Source organism: Halorubrum trapanicum (genome assembly GCF_002355655.1).
GTDB classification, from domain to species: domain Archaea; phylum Halobacteriota; class Halobacteria; order Halobacteriales; family Haloferacaceae; genus Halorubrum; species Halorubrum trapanicum_A.
The window spans coordinates 2248484-2266352 of sequence record NZ_AP017569.1; the positions used below are offsets into that span (position 1 = coordinate 2248484).

Genomic DNA, 17869 nt, shown 5'->3' on the forward strand with positions numbered 1-17869 from the left:
CGCAGCGCGGCGACTTCTTATAAATGAAACTGCGGTGGCGCGCCCCGGTGAGCGGCCGCCACCGGCGGCCGCGAACCGCGAGGGACCGAAGGTCCCTCTGGCAGCCGGCGGCAAAGCCGCCGGCGACGACGGTGCGAGGGAGTCGGTCGCCCGGAGCGAAGCGGAGGGCGACCGACGAGGTTGGGGAGGTGTGAGGTGCGGTGCTGTGCGGGGCGGGGCGGGACTCAAAGGGGCAGTCGCGAGGACGAAGCACGGCGACGCAAGCACCACAAGGAGCGAGTGGAACGAGCGACTGAGGAGCGCAGCGAGCCGCGCGAGTCCTCGCGACTGGGGCTTTGGAGGCACTCGCCGCCGATCCGAGTCAACGATTTATAAACGAACGACTGAGCTTATCGAGACTCGCTCGTTCGCGTCGACAGTCGACTGATAGCCGCTCCGACCCCGTACCCGACCACCCCGATCACGACCGCGAACAGCAGTCCGTATTTAAATCCGTACTCGATCCCGCCGAGCAGTTCGCCGCGCGCGGATTCGTACCCGTACCCCAACATCCGCGGGTGATTGTACCGCGTCGATCCCGCCCAGCTCCCTGTGAGATAGCCGACGAACGGCGGGAACGCGAACCACCAGCACCCGACGAGCCACAGCGAGCCGACGGTCGGGACGAGGCCCGCACCCGCGGATCCCGCGGCGACTGCGATCCCGAGCGTCACCGCGATCCACCAGAGAGAGATTCCGACGTCCAACCCGAGCGCAAATCCGAGGGAAGCGAGCAGGAGGAGGCCGACCACCGCCAGCGCGAGCAGTCCCCTCGCCGGAGAGGCGCCGACGACGTGCGGAGAGGAGCGCACACTTTCGAGGACCATGCCCGGCAGGTGCGTCGCCGCGCGCAAAATTCGTTTCGGGGCTCAGGAGTCAACCGGGCCACAGCGAGGGCGGTCGACGAAGTCGACGAAAACGGCGCTCACCGCTCGTCGTCGTCGTACACCCACGCACCGACGACCTCCTCGTCGCCGTCGCGACGCCAGCGGACGGTCACGAGGTCCGGGAACCGGATCGGTATCCGCAGCGTCTCCCCGTTGATCGCGTCGTCGGGTCCGAGGTCGTCGTCCAACTCGGCCCACGCGACGGTGTCGTTCTCGCCGGCCTCGTAGTCCACGCTGACGTTCGTGACGAACACGTCCCCGGCGCGGAGGCGCTCCGTCCCGCCCGTGTGTTCGATGTCCAGAAAACTCGCCACGTCATCCGCGCCGTGGTACTCGAACTCGAAGCAGGCGAGTTCCTCGCAGGTCGTCAGTTCGCGGTACCAGATGCCGCCGAACCCGACCGCGCCCGCGCCGAGGAGGAGGACGGCCCGCCGCTTGGGGGACATGGTTAGCGTCGCGGCGCGGCGATAAATAGGCGTTTGGCTGAGTCGTTGTATCTTATAAATGGATAACTGTGGATCGGCGGAGAACATCACCAAAGCCCCAGCCGCGAGGCGGGCGCACGCTCGCTGCGCGCCTCACTCGGTCGCTCACTCTGTTCGCTCCCTCGTTGCGGTGCTTACGTCGCCTGCGCCCGCCTCGCGGCTGCCCCTTTGAGTCCCGCCCCTCCGGAAGACGGTCCTGCTCGCTCACTCCGTTCGCTGCGCGGGCTGCGACTTCCGTGCTCCCGCTCGCTTCGTCGCCGGCGCTTTGCGCCGGCTGCCAGAGGAACCTTCGGTCCCTCCCTGCTCGCGGGAACGCACAGCACCCAGCCTCGCGCCTCCCCAGCCTCGTCGGTGGCCCTCCGCTTCGCTCCGGGCCACCGACTCCCTCGCGGTCGGCTCGCGCCCTCCGGGCGCTCGCCGGCGCGCCGGTCGGCTTTTAAATAGTCGAGACGGTTCGGATCATCGGCCACCCCACAGAATCAGTTCCGCAGCGCCTCCACCGGCCGCTCGTTGGCCGCCTTCCACGCGGGGTACGCGCCGCTGACGATCCCGACGCCGACGCCGAACACGAGCGCCAAGAGGAGGTAGTACCCGTTCGTCGGGTCGAGCACGAGCGCGGCGTCGACCGCGGGCGTCGCGAGGACGAGGCCCGCGACGAGCAGGACCGTGAGCAGGGTGCCGGCCGCCGCGCCGGCCGCGCCGATAAGCCCGGCCTCCGCGAGCAGGACGCGCAGCACGTCGCGGCGGGCGACGCCCACGGCGCGCATCACGCCGATCTCCTGTCTCCGCTCGACGGTGCTCATCAGCATCACGTTGAGGATCGAGACGCCGGCGACGACGAGCGAGATGGCGCCGAGGCCGAGCAGGAACGTCGAGAGCAGGTCGAAGAACTCGTTGATCTCGTCGACGAGGGCGGCCAGTTCGAACAGGTCCACGCGCTCCTCGCGGGCGTTCACCTCTTCCCGGATCGCGTCCGCCGCGGCGCGCGCCTCGGCGCCCGAGTCGGAGATCACGAGCGCCTGCGCGTAGCCGTCCGCCGAGAACGCCGACTCCGGCAGGAAGACCGCGTCGTCGGGCGCCACCGGGCTGAACGTCTGGCTCTCGACCAGCACGGCGATCACCCGCACCTGCGAGCCCGCGATCTCGACGGTGTCGCCCGCGCCGGCGTCGAGGTCCGCCGCGATCCCCGCGCCGAGGATCGCGCCCTGCCGGTGGCGCTCTGGGAGCCGCCCCTCCGCGGCCTCGTACGCCAGCGCGGGCCTCTCGACGCCGTACACCGTCGCGAACGTCTGGTCGCCCTGCCGCGCGACCGTGGCGCTGTCGGAGTACAGCGGGACGACGGCCGGCTCGCCGACCGCGCGCCGGATCGAGGCGACGTCCGCCTGCGACAGCGACTCCACGCCCGCGTCCGCGTTCGGCGAGACGACGACCTGCGTCCCGATGTCGCCGATGGCGTCGTCGGCGCCCAGCGCTAACACGTTCCCGAAGATGCCGAGCGCCGCGACCGCGAGCACGCCGATACAGACGCCCAGCACCGCGAGGACGGTCCGCACTCGGTTCCGGCGCAGGTTCCGCGAGGCCATCGACACCGCGGGTCGCCACCCGCGGAGCCAGCCGGCGGGTCCCCCCGCGCGACGGTCGTCACCGCTCATCGGTGACCTCCGGCGAAGCCGGCGTCGCGGACCGCGCCGGTTCGCGCTCGTCGCTCGCCTCCGAGTCCTCGCCCGCGCCGTCGTCCGGCAGTCCGCCGGTCATCTTCCCGTCGGTGAGGTCGACGACGCGGTCGGCGTACTCCTCGACGAGCGGGTCGTGCGTCACCGCGACGACGGCGACCCCCTCGGCCTTGACGCGCTCGAACTCCGCGAGGATGGCCTCCCCCGTCTCGGTGTCGAGGTTCCCCGTCGGCTCGTCCGCGAGCAGCACGGCGGGCTCGTTGATCAGCGCCCGGGCGATGGCGACGCGCTGCTTCTGCCCGCCCGACAGCTCGCTCGGCTCGTGGTCGAGCCGGTCGCCGAGCCCGAACCGCGCGAGGAGGTCCGCCGCCCGGTCGCTCGCGTCGCCGGGGTCGAACGCGGTCGGCATCGCGACGTTCTCGACCGCGGTCAGCGTCGGCAGCAGGTGGAAGTCCTGGAAGACGAACCCGATCGACTCCTTGCGCGCCCGCGTCCGCTCGGCCACGGAGAGGTTCGTCACGTCGGTGCCGTCGAGCAGTCGCCGGCCCGCCGTCGGGTCGTCGAGCAGCCCGAGCACGTTCAAAAGCGTCGATTTCCCGGAGCCGCTCGGGCCGACGACCGCGACGAACTCGCCGGGCCGCACCGCGAAGTCGACGTCGTCGAGCGCGACGACCGGCTCGCCGCCCCCGCTCGTGTAGCGCTTGACCACGCCCTCGAGCGCGACGCCGAAGCCGTCGCTCCCGGCGGCGTCCCCGCCGTCTCCCGCGGGCTCGTCCGTCCGTCGGTCCGCGGCGTCGCCGCTCACGGCGCCGACCCGTCGCGCCGCCGCCCCGTCGAGCCGCCGATGCGTCCGGTCCTGACCGCGACGCCGACCGCGCCGGCGAGGCCGACGAGCGCGAGGCCGCTCGCGACCGCGCCCGTGACGCCCACGCCGCCGACGTCGATCCGACCGAGCGCGCCGCCGCCGTCGCCGTCATCGTCCGGCTCGGGCGCGGCCACCGTCAGGGTCTCCGTGTACCGCACGCCGCGCTCGGTGTAGGCGACGCGGATCGGGATCTCGTCGGCGACGGAGGCGTTCACCCGCGTCGACAGGTCGAACCCGACGAAGTCGCTCGCGCCGAGCGTTCCGACGAAGTACTCGCCGCCCGCCGGCGTCGGCTCGACGCCCGGCGCGTCGCCGACCGAGACGACCGCGCCCGTCATCTCGCCGCTCCCCGCGTTGCCGAGGTTGGCGTCGACGACGACGCCGTCCGCGGTCTCCCGCACGGTCGCGTCGGTCACGGTCGGTGCGGCCTCGCGGACCGGGTACGTCACCGTCGCCGCCGCGGTGCGGTCGGCGCCGCGGTCGTTCAGCTGGTCCGTGTCGGCGCGGAACGCCGCGGTGACCGTCACCTCCGATCGCCGGTCGAGCGGCCCGAGGTCGACGATCACCCGCCGCTCCTCGCCGGGCGCCACGTCCTCGACGACGAACGGACCGACCGAGACGGTCCGTTCGTCACCGTCCACCGCGGTCCCGACCGCGCGGAGGCTGACGCGGTCGGCGGTCGTCGTGCCGGTGTTGACCACGGTCACCTCGACGGGCGAGTCGGCGACCGGCGGCGAGTCGCCCTCGCCGCTCCCGTCGCCCGTGTCGAGGCCGCCTCCGCCGCCGAAGATGCCCTGGATGCCGCCGACGCCGAGGTCGCCGGCGGCGCTCTCGCTCCCGTCGTCGCTCCGGAGGTCCTCGGGGTCGAGCGCGCGGGTCCGCAGGTCGAGCGCGACCTGGGTCGGGCGCACCTCGATCACCGTCTCGCGGCTGACCGTCACGAACTCGCCGCTCGTCGACTGGTTCGCCACCGCCTCGACGGTGAGCCGCTTCGCGCCCGGCTCGTCGAACGCCGTCCACAGCGTCGCGTCGAGCGAGTCGCCCGCGGAGAGGGCGCCCACGCCGGAGACGCTGTCGAGCACCTCGCCGTCGGCGTCCAGGACGCGGATCTCGGTGACGTTCGCCGCCGCCTCGCTGCCGCCGGAGTTCGAGACGGTGACGTTCAGCGCCGTCCGCTCGCCGACGGTGGGGTCGCTCGGAGACGTCCCGACCTCGCCGACGGTGATCCGCGCGTCCGGTACCGCCGCCGCCGCGCCGACCGCGAACGCCCCGCCGACCGCCGCGAGGATCGTCAGCGCGGCCAGCAGCGCGGCTGTGGTTCGTGTCTGCGTCAATGTCATCTCTCCTAAGCGACCGCCGTGGATATATCCGTCGGCGACGGAAGCGGCCCCGTGGCGCCGCTTTTGCGGTGACGCGACGTGGGTCCGCGCAGAGCCCCTTCGCGACCGACGACCCGCGGGACTTCGGGGTTTCGACGGCCGCCGAGACGTACCGGTTACGGACCCTTTTTCAACGGGCCGACGTAAGAGAGGACAATGAGCGAACGCGACACCGCGCGAGCGGGTGATGAGCGATGATGGGGAACAACGACCAGCAGGCGTACGACCGCGGCACGTCGCTGTTCTCGCCCGACGGACGCATCTACCAGGTGGAGTACGCCCGCGAGGCGGTCTCGCGCGGCGCGCCGAGCGTCGGCGTCCGGACGACGGACGGCGTCGTCTTCGTCGCGATGTCCCGCCCCTCCTCGTCGCTGATGGAGGCCGAGAGCATCGAGAAGCTCCACAAGCTCGACGACCACGTCGGCACCGCGAGCGCGGGCCACGTCGCCGACGCCCGCCAGCTGATCGACCTCGCGCGCCGGCAGTCGCAGGGCAACCGCCTGCGCTACGGCGAGCCCGTCGGCGTCGAGACGCTGACGAAGTTCGTCACCGACCACATCCAGGAGAACACCCAGCGCGGCGGCACGCGCCCCTACGGCGCCGCGCTCCTCATCGGCGGCATCGACGACGGCGAGCCGCGCCTGTTCGCCGCCGACCCCTCGGGCACGCCCAACGAGTGGAAGGCGACCGTCATCGGCGGCGGCCGGCAGGACATCCAGGGCCACCTCGAGGACGAGTGGCGCGACGACCTCTCGCTGGAGGACGGCATCGAGCTCGCCGTCGCGGCGCTGGCCGCCCACGACGACGAGTTCGAGCCCTCGGACCTCGCGGTCGCGACGGTGACCGAGGCAGACGGCTTCCGGACGGTCCCGGTCGAGGAGGTCGCGGCCGCGTTCGAGGCGGCCGGTCTCGACGCCGACTCCGAGGCGGACGACGCGGACGCCGACTCCGAGGCGGACGACGCGGACGGCGACTCCGAGACGGACGACGCGGACGCCGACGAGTCCGGCGCGGACGCGGACGAGTAGCGACCCCGAATCGCCGCCGACGTCTCCGTCGACCGAGCCGCGGTCGATCGAGTCGCGCTCGATTGTACCGCGCTCGGAGCTGGGGCCGACCAAATGCGCGGAATTGTACATCTCACACACAACACTTTTAGCGGCGGGAGTCGTATGTTCGTTGTAAAATGCCCGATTCGATGTCCGAACAGCTCCAACGGGACATGGAGTGCGAGGGGTTACTCGAGTGTTTCCACGGCCTGAAGCAGTTGGACAAGGACTGCTACCAGGCGCTCGTGTCGTCCGACGAGGCGCTCACGATCGACGAGGTCGCGGAGCGCGTCGACCGGGAGCGCTCCACCGCCTACCGCGCGGTTCAGCGGCTCCTCAAGGCCGGCTTCATCCAGAAGGAGCAGATAAACTACGAGCAGGGCGGGTACTACCACGTGTACAGGCCGACGGACCCGTCGCAGATCGCCGACGACATGCAGCGGATGCTCAACGACTGGTACGCGAAGATGGGCCAGCTCATCGGCGAGTTCGAAGAGAAGTACGACCGCCCGGAGCGCGCCGCGGCGACCGCCGAGAACTGACGCGAGTGACGCGAGCGACGCGAGTCCGCGGCCGCCGACCGCGTCGCACGACGGGACCAGGGGCGCAGATCGGTGGCGTTAGGCCGTTCGAGGCCGTACTCGCGGTATGGTGACGAGCGTCCGCGTCCGGTGTGACGACTGTTCGTACGAGACGGCGTTCGACTCCCTCCGTCGAGCGCGGACGGCCCTGAGCGAGCACGAGCGCGGGACCGGCCACGCAGTGGAGTGGGAGATCGGGTCGCTGGCCGGCGGCGTCGAGCGCGCCGGCGCCGACGCCGGCGTGTGCGGCCGGGCGGGGTGTGCGAACCCCGATTCGCCGCTGCTCAACCACGACGGCGCGCGCGGCTCGGAGTCGGACGACTGAGCGCGCGGTCGACGTCGCGGACCGAGGGCCGTCCGGGCCGTCCGCGTCGTCCGCGGCAGGGGTTTTTGTCTCCGCCGTTCGGAGCGGCAGTCGATGTCACGAGAAGTCGTCTCACATCGCGACGGCCACGTCTACGAGTTCGGCCCGGAGATGGACCCGGTCTACGAGGCCGCCGACGGCGAGACGCTGACGATCGAGACGGTGGACAGCCTGAACGGCGAGATTCAGGCGGACGACGACCTGCTCGACGCGATTCCGGAGGAGGTCAACGCCGCGACGGGACCGATCGCCGTGGCGGGCGCGAGCCCCGGCGACGTCCTCGCGGTCGAGATCGAGGCCGTGCGCGTCGCCGAGGACCGCGGCCGCGTGCTCACCGCGCCCGGGTTCGGGCTCCTCCAGGACGATCCCGAGATCGACCACCCCGCGACGCGGATCACGGAGGTCGACGGCGGCGGTGAGGAAATCGACTTCGAGGGGATCGACGTGCCCATCGAGCTCGTGATCGGGACGATCGGGGTCGCCACGGACGGCGAGACGGTGTCGACGCTCACGCCCGACGACCACGGCGGCAACCTCGACACGACCGACGTGACCGGCGGGACGACCGTCTACTTCCCGGTCTTCCGGGAGGGCGCGATGCTGGCGCTGGGCGACGCGAAGGCCGCGATGGCCGACGGCGAGATGTGCGGGACCGGCGCCGAGATCGCGGTCGAGGTCGACGCGACGCTCTCGGTGATCGAGGATCCCGCCGTCTCGCCGAACCGACCCCTCCTCGACACCGGCGACGCGGTGAAGACGGTCGCGAGCGCCGAGACGCTGGAGGAGGCGGTCGAACTGGCAAACGGCGACATGCTGGATCTCTTGGCGCACGACCACGGCTTCTCGCGCACCGACGCGTACCTCTTTTCGAGCCTCGTCGGCGGCTTAGAGATCAGCCAGGTGGTCGACCCGCAGGTGACGGCGCGGAACGCGGTGCCGAGCGAGCACCTCTCGCTCCCGTTCTGACCGAGATCAGCGCTCCGAGCGCTCGGCGAACCGCCGAGCGGCGTCGCTCAGGCCGGGATCGGTCGGGGTCTCCGTCTCGTTGGCGTCGGGGGTCTCGTCGGCAGTCTCGGTTTCGTCGGCAGTCTCGGTTTCGTCGGCAGTCTCGGTCTCGTCGGCGTCGGCGGTCTCGGCGTCCGCCGTGGTCGCGTCGCGACCGTCGGCGACCGTCCCGCCCTCCACGTCGGCCGGGTCGGCGTCCGCCGGGTAGTTCAGCTCGGCGGGCGGGACGAAGACGGTCTCGACGGCGCGGACGATCTCGTCGACCTGTTCCTCGTCGAGGCGATCGGCGTACGCCTCGCGGACGAGGTCGGGGACCGCGTAGGCGTAGCTGCCGCGGCCGGCGTGGCGGATGAGCCCCGCGCGCCGGATCGGTCGGTGGCGGCTGTACGCGTGCCCGGAGTCGCCGTCGCCGCCGGCGTCGATGTGGGCCGCGACGGGGTCGCTGGCCCCCTCGCGGCGGTAGTGGCGGAGCATCCCGCGCGAGAGCTCCGGGAGCGCCTCGATGCGCGAGCGGAGCTCCTCGATGACCGCCTCCCGAGTTCCGAGCTCGATCGCGTCGTCGAACCGGAGCGCGCTCTCGGCGACGTCGTCCCGGGTGACCGGGTCGACCTCGTCGGGGGGGCCCGCCTCCGCCTCGGTCGCGGGATCGGTGTTCGAGGCGTCCGCGTCCGCGGGATCGGCGGATGCGGTGTCCGCGGCGTCGGCGTCTGCGTCCGCGGCGTCGGCGGGGTCGATCTCGGCGCCGCCGTCGGCGGCGGAAGCGGCCGCTTCGGTCGCGGTCTCGGCCTCCGATTCGTCCGCGTCCGCCGCGCGCTTCTCGGTCGCGGCGACCGCCTCGTCGTACGACTTGAGTACGGACTGGTCGCCGTCGTCGCCGTCGGGGTGCCCGTCGTCGAGTCGCTCGGGACCCGCCCGGGAGGGGCCGCCGCCCCGGTACGGCGCCTCGGCCTTGCCCAGCAGCGCCTGCGCGAACTGGTCGGCCATGTCGCTCAGGTCGCGGGCCTCCTCCAGCTCGCGTTCGAGGTCGGCGATCCGCCGGTCCTTCTTCTCTAACTCCTGTTTGAGGTCGGCGATCTCGGACTCGCGGCGCTCCTTCTCGTCGGAGATGGACTCGAGCTCGCCGACGAGGTCGCTGGAGACCGACTTCAGCTCCGGGCGCTCGAAGTCGTCGAGCCCGGGGGTCGCGCCCGCGTCGAACGTCTCCTTGCGGTGGAACTGGATCCGGCGGATCGACTCGTCCCAGTCGGTCATCAAAAAGGCCTCGCCGTCGCCCAGGTCCTCGACCGCGCTCGCGTACTTCGAGCCGAGGATGCGCCCGACGACCTTCGTGTCGTTGTCCCACGTGAGCCGGTGCCAGCAGAGCCAGTCGCACTGGGTGATGAAGTCCTTCTTGACGTCCGCGGGGCGCTGGCTGATCCCGACGATGCCGAGCCCGTGTTTCCGGCCGCGCTTGCCCACCTTGATCAGCATCTTGCCCGTCTCGTCCATCCCGCCGCCCTCGGGGATGTACTCGTGGCACTCCTCGATGACGAGCAGGAAGGGCTTCTTCATCCGCTTCTCCTTCGCGAACAGCTGCTTGACGACTTCGAGGAGGAGCTCGTTCGCCGTCTCCTCTTCGAGGTAGCCGGAGACGTCCAAGATGATCGGGACGTTCTGCTCCAAGGCGAGGTTCGCGAGCTTCTCGGCGTGTTCGGGGGAGACGACGATGTCGCACTCCTCGTCGGCGCCGGCGTGGAGAATTTCGTATTCTTCTTTTAAACCGTAATATTCACCGTCTACGTCAACGATGAGAATACCAAGCGCCGAATCGAGGAGTTTCTCGGCGACGACCGAAGCGGTGTTGCTCTTGCCCGAACCGGATTTACCTGTTATAAACCCCCGTCCGGTGAGCAACTCCACTACCGGGAGTGAAAGTTCTGTGTCCTGTTCCTGATCGACGCCGACCGGGATCTGTTGTTGAGCGTCAGTCATCTTGGTTCTCGTTTGGCGGCTCAATGGCGTTGTGACACGAACGACAGAGGGTTACGAGGTTATCCAACGTGTTCGCATCTTCGGGAGACCGAAACGTACGGATCGGTGTTTTATGATGGACATCTAATCCGATGTCAGCTTGGTTCCGGTGTTCGGACTGCGTGATGCCACACCTCTGACATTCGTAGTCGTCTCGTCGAAGGGCCTTCCGCCGCTGTTTCGCCCAGTTGTCGCCGTAGTACTCGTTTACACCTCCCTTCCAGCGATGGTGTAGTTCTCCGGGCTGTGAACCGACCGTCCTCGTCTCAATTCCGTGGTCATGTAGCCAGTTATGAACTGTGGACGGGGCACAGTCGAGCTGTTCCGCTATCGCGTACGTACTCATTCCGTCCGAGAGGTACATCGACCTGAGCTTCGATTCGTTCTGAAGTGCTGCCGGCGTTTCCGGATTGTACGACCGCGTTTCGATATCGTGCCGATGTATCCATTCCTCTATCGCCTGCCGACCGCAACCGAGTTGCGAGGCGACCTCGTCCATGGTCATCCCCGACTCGACGTACAGTTCGCGCAGCGTCTCCTCGTCGTGCCACGGCTGTTCCGTTCCTGTCCGACTCGTGTCGATCCCGAACTCGTTTAGCCAGTTGTGAACGGTTGCCTGACTGCACTCTAACTCGTCCGCGATGTCGGCTTCGCTCAGTCCCTGTTGCCGGAGAGAGCGAAGCCGCTCCTCGTCTTCCCAAGGTTTGGACTTCTCGATATCGTGCTTTTTTAACCAGTTCTCGACGGTCTTGCGGCTACATCCAAGCTTTTCGCCCACCTCCCTCGTCGTGAGATCCTCCTCAATATACAGCGACCGGAGGTTGTCCGCGTCCCTCCACGGGGTTGCTTCGCTCATTTCAGGCGCACTGTTCGCCCGTGGGTGAGAAGCCAGTCCATGCTGGGTACTGGTCATGTGATATTACATAGCTCTTCAGGGGGCTGGAACGTCCCGGACTCTGCCGTCGCGTCGCCGCCGATCCCCTCGCTGACGTCCGCGACGTGGATCGTCTCCTCCTCGCTCATACCCGTGAGAGGTGGCGCCCGCCCCATAAACTATCGCCTCGCTCGGCGGTCGGTCGTGCCGGGCGCGAGCCGACCCCGCCGCCGGTCTTCGCAAAACGTATGCCGCCGCCGGGAGTCTGACCGCGCATGGACACCGAGAACACCCTCCTCAACGCGGTGGTCGGCGCGATCGCGTCGGCCGTCCTCTCGTTTACCGGCGTCTCACCCCTCCTCGGCGGCGCTGTCGCCGGGTATTTAAATGGCGACGACGGGCTACGCGTCGGCGCGCTCTCCGGCGCGATCGCCGCGATCCCGATCGTCGGACTGCTGTTGCTCGCCCTGGTGATCCTTCCGTTCTTGGGCGTCTTCGGGTTCCCGCTCGAAGTCGGCCTCGCGGCCGGCGGGATCGTCCTCGTCACGGCTCTCATCGTGTTGGGCGGCGTCGCCTACTCGGTGGTATTGAGCGCGCTCGGCGGACTGCTGGGCGTGTACGTGAAAAACGAGCTGTAGGTCGATCGCTGGTACTTATAAATAATTGGTTGCGGATCGGCGGAGAACGCCTTCAAAGCCCCAGTCGCTTACTTACTTATAAACAACCGACAGTAGATCCGCGGCGGACGCCTCCAAAGCCCCAGCCGCGAGGACGCAGTACGCTCGTTGTGCTCCTCGGTCGCTCACTTCGTTCGCTCCCTGCGGTGCTTACGTCGCCTACTGCGCCCTCGCGGCTGCCCCTTTGAGTCCCGCCCCGCACCGCACAGCGCCTCACGCCTCCCCAGCCTCGTCAGTCGCCCTCGCTCCGCTTCGGGCGACTGACTCCCTCGCGCGGTGCCGTTCGCGACCGCCGATGGCGGCCGCTCACGGGCACGCGCCACCGCAGTGTTCATTTATAAATGACGTGTAAATCGGCCTGCGACCCGGCCACGAAACGCCTCAGTGCTCGCCGCCGGTGCCGCGCCGGTCGGAGTCGAGGTCGATGTCGAGGTCGTCGAGCAGTTCCTCGGCCTCCTCGCGCTTCTCCTGGTGGTCTTCGAGGAACTCGCGCATGAGCTCCGCGGCCTGCTCCTTACAGCCGCCACAGAGGCGCTCGCCGTTGACGCACTCGGAGTAGACGGTCTTGGTGAGCTCGTCGTCGTCGCCCGCGAGCAGGTAGGCGTACAGCTCGTAGACGGGGCACTCGTCGGCCTCGCCGCCGAGCTCGCGCTGCTTTTCGGCGGTGTCGCGGCCGCCCGTTGTGGCGGCCTTCACCTTGTCGTAGCCGTCCTCGGGGTCGTCGAGCAGGGAGATGTGGCTCGCCGGGACCGACGAGGACATCTTCCCGCCCGTGAGCCCGGTCATGAAGCGGTGGTAGATCGAGGAGGGCTGGCGGAAGCCGAACCCGTCGTGGTCGATCTCGACCGCCCGGGCGACCGATTCGGCCTCGCTCCGGGTGAGGTCGAACGCGTCGACGTGGCCCTCGAACACGCGCTTCTCGCCGTCGACCGCGTCGATCAGCGCCTCGAACGCCTCGTCGGTCGCGTTGCGGTCGAAGAAACGCACGCGGGGCCGGAGCGGCTCCTTCCCGCCGGCTTCGAGCTTGTCGAGCGCGCTCGACTTCGCGGCCGCGAGGTCGACGCTCTCGCGGTCGCTCTCCGGCGGCTCGTACTCCGCGAGCCACGCGGCGGCGTCCTCGCAGCGCACGTCGCTTTCCGAGTCCGCGGCGTCCGCCGCGAGCGCGTCGTAGGCGGCCCGCACGAGCCGTCGCTCGTCGTCGTCCAGCTCGAAGGAGGCGAACGCCTCGGTCACCTTGAAGTAGCGCACCCGGGTCGCGAGGTCCCGAGTGAGCCGGACGTGCGGGTCCTGGTCGGGGCCGACCGGGATGACGGTGGGCTTCGGCTCGTCGACGAGCTGGGGGTAGAGGATGTCCGCGGTCTGGGTGATCACGCTCTGCATGTGCGAGATGTTCGTCTCGCCGTCGAAGCCGTAGATCGCCTCGAACTCGGAGAAGTTCGCCTTCGACCCGAGTTCGAACCCGAGGTCCTGGACCGCCCGGTTGTCCGACTGGCGGTACAGCTCCCCCTCCTCGGCGTCGAAGCCGAGCGCCAAGAGGGAAAGGAGGTAGTTGCGCGCGTGCTCGTCGATCTCGTCCCACGACATCCCCCGGGCGGAGTGGGCTTCGAGGTCGGCGATGAGGCCGAACGCGTCGCCGCCCATCTGCTGGTGCCAGATGATCTCGTCGAACACCAGCTTGTGGCCGATATGCGGGTCGCCGGTGGGCATGAACCCGGACAGCGCCGCGAACGGCTCGTCGTTCGCCATCGCCTCCGCGACCGCGTCGTACTCGCGGTGCCCGAAGATGACGCCCCGCCGCATCAGGTAGTGCGGGTCCGGCACGTCGTCGTCGACCTCGTCGAACGCCTCGATGCCGAACTCCGCGAACAGGTCCGCGTAGTCCCCGACCGACGCCGACCCCCACGGGTCGAGCGCGACCTCCTCGGTCGGCTCGTCCGCGCGCTCGGTCCCGCCGTCGGTCCGGGGGGGCGCCGGCGCCTCGCCGGCGGCGGACTCGCGCCCGTCGCCGCCCGGCGTCGCCCCCTCGGGGGTGTCCTCGTCCATACCACCTCTCCCGTCGGTCGACGCAAAAACCGTTCGCTTGCGCGGGAGCGGGTGGCACGGATCGACGGTCCGAAGCCGAGCGTACCCGAGCGCGCCCGAACGTCACTCCGCGTGCGCCACCAGCCGCGTCGCGGTCGCTTTCCACCGGATCGAGACCCGGTCGTCGGGGGCGAGGTCGAGTCGGTCGACGCTCTCGGCGGTGATCAGCGCGGCCACCTCGACGGCGTCCCCGTCGTCGACCGCGTCCGCCGCCTCGACCGCGATCCGGACCGTCGACACCGTCTCGCCGCGGTCGACGGCCGAGACCCGCCCGTCGAGGCGGTTCCGCGCGCTCGTCGCGTCGGGATCGACCGCGCTGTCCGCGTCGTTGACCGTGACCGCGTCGGCGCCGATCCGGACTTGGACCGCGTCGCCGACGCCGGCCCCGCCGCTTCCGTCGCTCCCGTCGCCTCCACCGTCATCGTTCCCGTCGCCGTCCGCACCGTCGCCGGCCCCGCCGTGAAGCCCCGACAGCTCCCCGACCGCGGTGTCGACGACCGCGAGCTCGCCGTCGACGGCCGTCACGGTGCCGTCGAGCACCGTCTCCGGAACCGCCGCGGCCGCCGCGAGGACGGCCTGAAGCCGGTCGTAGCGGTCGAGCAGCGCGCGGCCGGCCGCGGCGAGCCGGCTCCCGCCCCCGCCCTCCCCGCCGCGGCGCCGCTCGACGAGCGTCCCGTAGGCGCCCTCCAAGGTCTCGATCCGCGAGAGGGCGCGGGCGCGCGACCGACCGAGCTCGGACGCCGCGCCCGCGACCGATCCCGCCGCCTCGACCGCGCGCAGCAGCGCCGCGTCGCGGCCGTCGAACTCGACGCCGTCCTCGATGAGCGCCGCGCGCCCGCGGCCCGCGGCCGCGTCCGGACCGGTTTCGGTCGGCTCTCTCATGTCCGGAGGATGCGGCCGGGCCGTCATGGCGTTTTCGACCGGCCGCGCCCCGTCGCTTGCCGCGGCACGGAAGTTATATGTGGTATCGACCCACCGTTGTATCTATGCCGATACAACGGAGGCGGTTCGTGGCCGCACTGGGTGCCGGAGCGATCGCGAGCACGGCGGGCTGTTCGTCGATGAGCGGCGACGACGGGAACGGCGGAAACGGGACCGGCGGCGGCGAAAGCGCCGAGGAGTCGATCGGCGTCGCCGGCGAGACGCTGACGCTCACGACGACGACGAGCACGTACGACACCGGACTCTTAAACGAGATCCACACGGACTTCGAGGAGATGTACGGCGTCACCGTCGACGCCGTCGCGCAGGGGACCGGCGCGGCGTTGGAGACCGCCCGCAACGGCGACTCGGACATCGTGATGGTCCACGCCCGCGGGCTCGAAGACGAATTCATGCGGAACGGGTACGGGATCAACCGCCGGGACCTGATGTTCAACGACTTCGTGATCGTCGGCCCCGAGAGCGACCCCGCCGGGATCGAGGGGATGAGCTCCGCGACCGGCGCGCTCACCGCCATCGCCGAGGCACAGGCGACGTTCGTCTCGCGCGGCGACAACTCCGGCACGCACACGAAGGAGCTGAACCTCTGGGAGGCGGCCGGCACCGAGCCCGGCGGCGACTGGTACCAGGAGACCGGCACCGGGATGGGCGAGGCGCTGAACATCGCCAACCAGCAGGGCGCGTACACGCTGTCGGACCGCGGAACGTTCATTTCGCAGCGCTCGGAGATCGACCTGACGATCCTCGTTCAGGGCCCGATCGAGGGCGGGCCGGAGATCCTCGCGAACCCGTACGGGATCATGGCGGTCAACCCCGGCGTCCACGACAACGCCAACTACGACCTCGCGATGGCGTACATCGGCTGGATCACCAGCCCGGAGGTCCAGGAGGCCATCTCGGAATACCAGGTGAACGGCGAGCAGCTGTTCTTCCCCAGGGCGGTCTCCGAGGACCCGGACTTCCAGCAGTACGTTCCGGAGGGTTGGAGTAGCGACGACTCGGACGAGTAGTCGTGCCGTTCGAATCGACCGCACAGCTGACGCCGGCGCTGTTCGAACCCGCCGCCCGGCTGACTCCTGCCCTGTTCGGCGGAGGCGACGGGCAGGCGCTCGCCCTGATCGACCTCCCGTTCAGAGACGGGTACGTTCGGAGCATCATCTTCGTCTCGCTGTACGTGAGCGTCCTCGCGGTGACGCTGAGCACGCTCGTCAGCATCCCGACCGCCGTCGTGTTGGGGTTCACCGAGTTCCCCGGGAAGGGGTTCGTCAAGTCCGTGATCAACACGGGGATGGGGTTCCCGAGCGTGGTCGTCGGGCTCGTCGTCCTGTTCGCGGTGTCGAACCAGGGGCCGCTGGGGGCGCTGGACCTCATCTTCACCAAGCAGGCGATGGTCATGTCGCAGTTCGTCCTCGCGACGCCGCCGATCACGGCGATCAGCCTCGCCGCGATAAGCGGCGTCGACGACGGGGTCCGCGACGCCGCGCGCGTCCTCGGCGGGACCCGGATCGACGCCGCGCTCGTCGTGCTGAAGGAGGCGCGGTACGGCATCGCCACGGCGGTGCTGGCCGGGTTCGGCCGCGCCATCAGCGAGGTCGGCTCCGTGCTCATCGTCGGCGGCAACATCACGAGCGCGGACGGGATCTCGAAGACGCGGACCCTGACGACGGCGATCCAACTGGAGGCACGCCAGGGCCAGTACGAGACCGCGATGGTCCTCGGCGCCGTGCTCGTCGCGCTCGTGCTGCTCGTCAACGCGGTCGTCGTCCGCTTCGGCGACCGGGGGGTCCAGCGCTGATGCTCCGCGTCACCGACGGGTCGCGGTCGTACGGCGACGAGACGGTCCTCAGCGGGCTCTCCGTCGACGTCGAGCCGGGCGAGGTCGTCGCCGTCATCGGCCCCTCCGGGGTCGGCAAGACGACGCTGCTCCGCCTGCTCGCGCTCTCGCTCGAACCGGACGAGGGGACGGTCTCGCTCGACGGAACCGACGCGTGGGCGGTCGACACCGCCGAGCGCCGCGCGCTCCGCCGCCGGATCGGGATGGTGTTCCAGGAGGCGAGCCTCTTCGACGCCAGCGTGGCCCGCAACGTGGAGTACGGGCTCCGCGTCCGCCGCTCGTGGGGCGAGCGGCTCCGCGACGGGCTCGCCGGCCTGGTCCGGTCGAACGGCGTCGCCGACGCGGTCCACGAGTCGCTCGACGTGGTCGGGATGGCCGGGAAGGTGGGGCAACACGCCGACTCGCTCTCCGGCGGCGAGGCCCAGCGCGTGTCGTTCGCCCGCGCGCTGGCGTACGAGCCGGACGTCCTCCTGCTCGACGAGCCGACCTCGGACCTCGACCCCCGGAATACGGCCGTCATCGAGAAGGCGATCGGCGCGGCGCGGGGCCGCGGAATCGGCGTCGTCGTCGCGACCCACGACATGCACCAGGCCGAACGGGTCGCGGACCGCGTCGCAGTGCTGCTCGACGACGGGATCACGGAGATCGGTCCGACCGAGTCGATCTTCGACGACCCGTCCGACGAGCGCACCCGGAAGTTCATCTCCGGCGAGCTGGTGTACTAATGTCGATCAGAAGAGATAGGCGACCGCCCCGAGTTCGGCGATCTGACAGTTTTTAAATACGCGTGAGGATGAGCCAGCGCCGCTCCCGAACTGTTTTGCGCTTGGGTGGGGTAATGAGACGCATGGCAAGGGCCGATCCGGGCGACACAGACGATCCTGACAGAGAAATTCGGTTACTGAAGAATCCGGATGGACAGTGGACGGCTCGCGACCTCCGGGTCGGTGTGACTGCGCAGGGAGAGAGCCGGGATGCCGCGCTTGACAATCTCGACGCTGTCGTCGATGCGATCGAAGGCGACGGGGGTCGCGCACCGACCGACGACGAAATCCGCGATCTCGGCGTCGATCCCGAAGTCGCTCGGTCACAGAGCGATGAGCTTCCCGATGTCTTGCAGTAG

18 protein-coding genes are annotated in these 17869 nt (G+C 69.9%); 9 read left to right on the forward strand and 9 right to left on the reverse strand.

All coding sequences use genetic code 11. From position 1 onward, the window contains the following. Positions 1 to 389: 389 nt before the first annotated feature. From CPZ01_RS10960 to CPZ01_RS10980, 5 genes are all read right to left on the reverse strand, one after another. The gene (locus CPZ01_RS10960) at positions 390 to 866 is read right to left on the reverse strand and encodes a hypothetical protein (RefSeq protein ID WP_096394999.1); all 477 of its coding nucleotides are present in this window, start codon (positions 864 to 866) and stop codon (positions 390 to 392) included. Positions 867 to 964: 98 nt separating this feature from the next. Further along, on the reverse strand, positions 965 to 1372 hold the full coding sequence (locus tag CPZ01_RS10965; RefSeq protein ID WP_096395000.1) for a hypothetical protein: 408 nt from the start codon (positions 1370 to 1372) through the stop codon (positions 965 to 967). A gap of 518 nt (positions 1373 to 1890) precedes the next feature. After that, on the reverse strand, positions 1891 to 3063 hold the full coding sequence (locus CPZ01_RS10970; RefSeq protein ID WP_096395001.1) for an ABC transporter permease: 1173 nt from the start codon (positions 3061 to 3063) through the stop codon (positions 1891 to 1893). Beyond that, a complete protein-coding gene (locus tag CPZ01_RS10975; protein ID WP_394338330.1) occupies positions 3053 to 3889 on the reverse strand; it encodes an ABC transporter ATP-binding protein in 837 nt (278 codons plus the stop codon). The genes CPZ01_RS10970 and CPZ01_RS10975 overlap by 11 nt, the downstream gene beginning before the upstream one ends. Then, positions 3886 to 5289, reverse strand: a complete 1404-nt coding sequence (locus CPZ01_RS10980) for a hypothetical protein (RefSeq protein ID WP_172863959.1) — start codon at positions 5287 to 5289, stop codon at positions 3886 to 3888. Before CPZ01_RS10980 ends, CPZ01_RS10975 begins: the two co-directional genes overlap by 4 nt. 233 nt (positions 5290 to 5522) lie before the next feature. Between CPZ01_RS10980 and psmA the strand changes: the two genes are divergently transcribed. From psmA to CPZ01_RS11000, 4 genes are all read left to right on the forward strand, one after another. Continuing rightward, entirely contained in the window at positions 5523 to 6356 is an 834-nt protein-coding gene (gene psmA, locus CPZ01_RS10985; protein WP_172863960.1) for an archaeal proteasome endopeptidase complex subunit alpha, read from the forward strand. Between the two features lie 158 nt (positions 6357 to 6514). Beyond that, on the forward strand, positions 6515 to 6919 hold the full coding sequence (locus CPZ01_RS10990; RefSeq protein WP_096395003.1) for a helix-turn-helix domain-containing protein: 405 nt from the start codon (positions 6515 to 6517) through the stop codon (positions 6917 to 6919). Positions 6920 to 7025: 106 nt separating this feature from the next. Continuing rightward, entirely contained in the window at positions 7026 to 7283 is a 258-nt protein-coding gene (locus tag CPZ01_RS10995) for a DUF7542 family protein (protein WP_096395004.1), read from the forward strand. 93 nt (positions 7284 to 7376) lie between these two features. Beyond that, positions 7377 to 8288: an acetamidase/formamidase family protein gene (locus CPZ01_RS11000; RefSeq protein ID WP_096395005.1), complete on the forward strand. Its 912-nt coding sequence runs from the start codon at positions 7377 to 7379 to the stop codon at positions 8286 to 8288. 6 nt (positions 8289 to 8294) lie between these two features. On the opposite strand, the gene CPZ01_RS11005 is transcribed toward CPZ01_RS11000, so the two are convergent. Continuing rightward, positions 8295 to 10298, reverse strand: a complete 2004-nt coding sequence (locus tag CPZ01_RS11005) for an ATP-binding protein (protein ID WP_231899169.1) — start codon at positions 10296 to 10298, stop codon at positions 8295 to 8297. Then, entirely contained in the window at positions 10291 to 11193 is a 903-nt protein-coding gene (locus CPZ01_RS15575) for a helix-turn-helix domain-containing protein (protein ID WP_197702919.1), read from the reverse strand. The genes CPZ01_RS11005 and CPZ01_RS15575 overlap by 8 nt, the downstream gene beginning before the upstream one ends. Before the next feature lie 293 nt (positions 11194 to 11486). Here CPZ01_RS15575 and CPZ01_RS11015 point away from each other — a divergent pair, with 293 nt between their 5' ends. After that, positions 11487 to 11849: a DUF5518 domain-containing protein gene (locus tag CPZ01_RS11015; protein WP_096395006.1), complete on the forward strand. Its 363-nt coding sequence runs from the start codon at positions 11487 to 11489 to the stop codon at positions 11847 to 11849. 420 nt (positions 11850 to 12269) lie between these two features. Here the strand turns inward: CPZ01_RS11015 and CPZ01_RS11020 are convergent, their stop codons facing one another. After that, positions 12270 to 13931, reverse strand: coding sequence for a tryptophan--tRNA ligase (locus CPZ01_RS11020; protein WP_096395007.1), 1662 nt, complete (start codon positions 13929 to 13931; stop codon positions 12270 to 12272). A gap of 102 nt (positions 13932 to 14033) precedes the next feature. Continuing rightward, the gene (locus CPZ01_RS11025; RefSeq protein WP_096395021.1) at positions 14034 to 14852 is read right to left on the reverse strand and encodes a TOBE domain-containing protein; all 819 of its coding nucleotides are present in this window, start codon (positions 14850 to 14852) and stop codon (positions 14034 to 14036) included. Between the two features lie 104 nt (positions 14853 to 14956). Between CPZ01_RS11025 and CPZ01_RS11030 the strand changes: the two genes are divergently transcribed. From CPZ01_RS11030 to CPZ01_RS11045, 4 genes are all read left to right on the forward strand, one after another. Continuing rightward, complete coding sequence (locus tag CPZ01_RS11030) at positions 14957 to 15922, forward strand: ABC transporter substrate-binding protein (protein ID WP_096395023.1); 966 nt, start codon at positions 14957 to 14959, stop codon at positions 15920 to 15922. Between the two features lie 2 nt (positions 15923 to 15924). After that, complete coding sequence (locus tag CPZ01_RS11035; RefSeq protein WP_172863961.1) at positions 15925 to 16707, forward strand: ABC transporter permease; 783 nt, start codon at positions 15925 to 15927, stop codon at positions 16705 to 16707. Then, entirely contained in the window at positions 16707 to 17471 is a 765-nt protein-coding gene (locus CPZ01_RS11040) for an ABC transporter ATP-binding protein (protein WP_096395025.1), read from the forward strand. Before CPZ01_RS11035 ends, CPZ01_RS11040 begins: the two co-directional genes overlap by 1 nt. Positions 17472 to 17593: 122 nt before the next feature. Then, the gene (locus CPZ01_RS11045; protein ID WP_096395027.1) at positions 17594 to 17869 is read left to right on the forward strand and encodes a type II toxin-antitoxin system HicB family antitoxin; all 276 of its coding nucleotides are present in this window, start codon (positions 17594 to 17596) and stop codon (positions 17867 to 17869) included.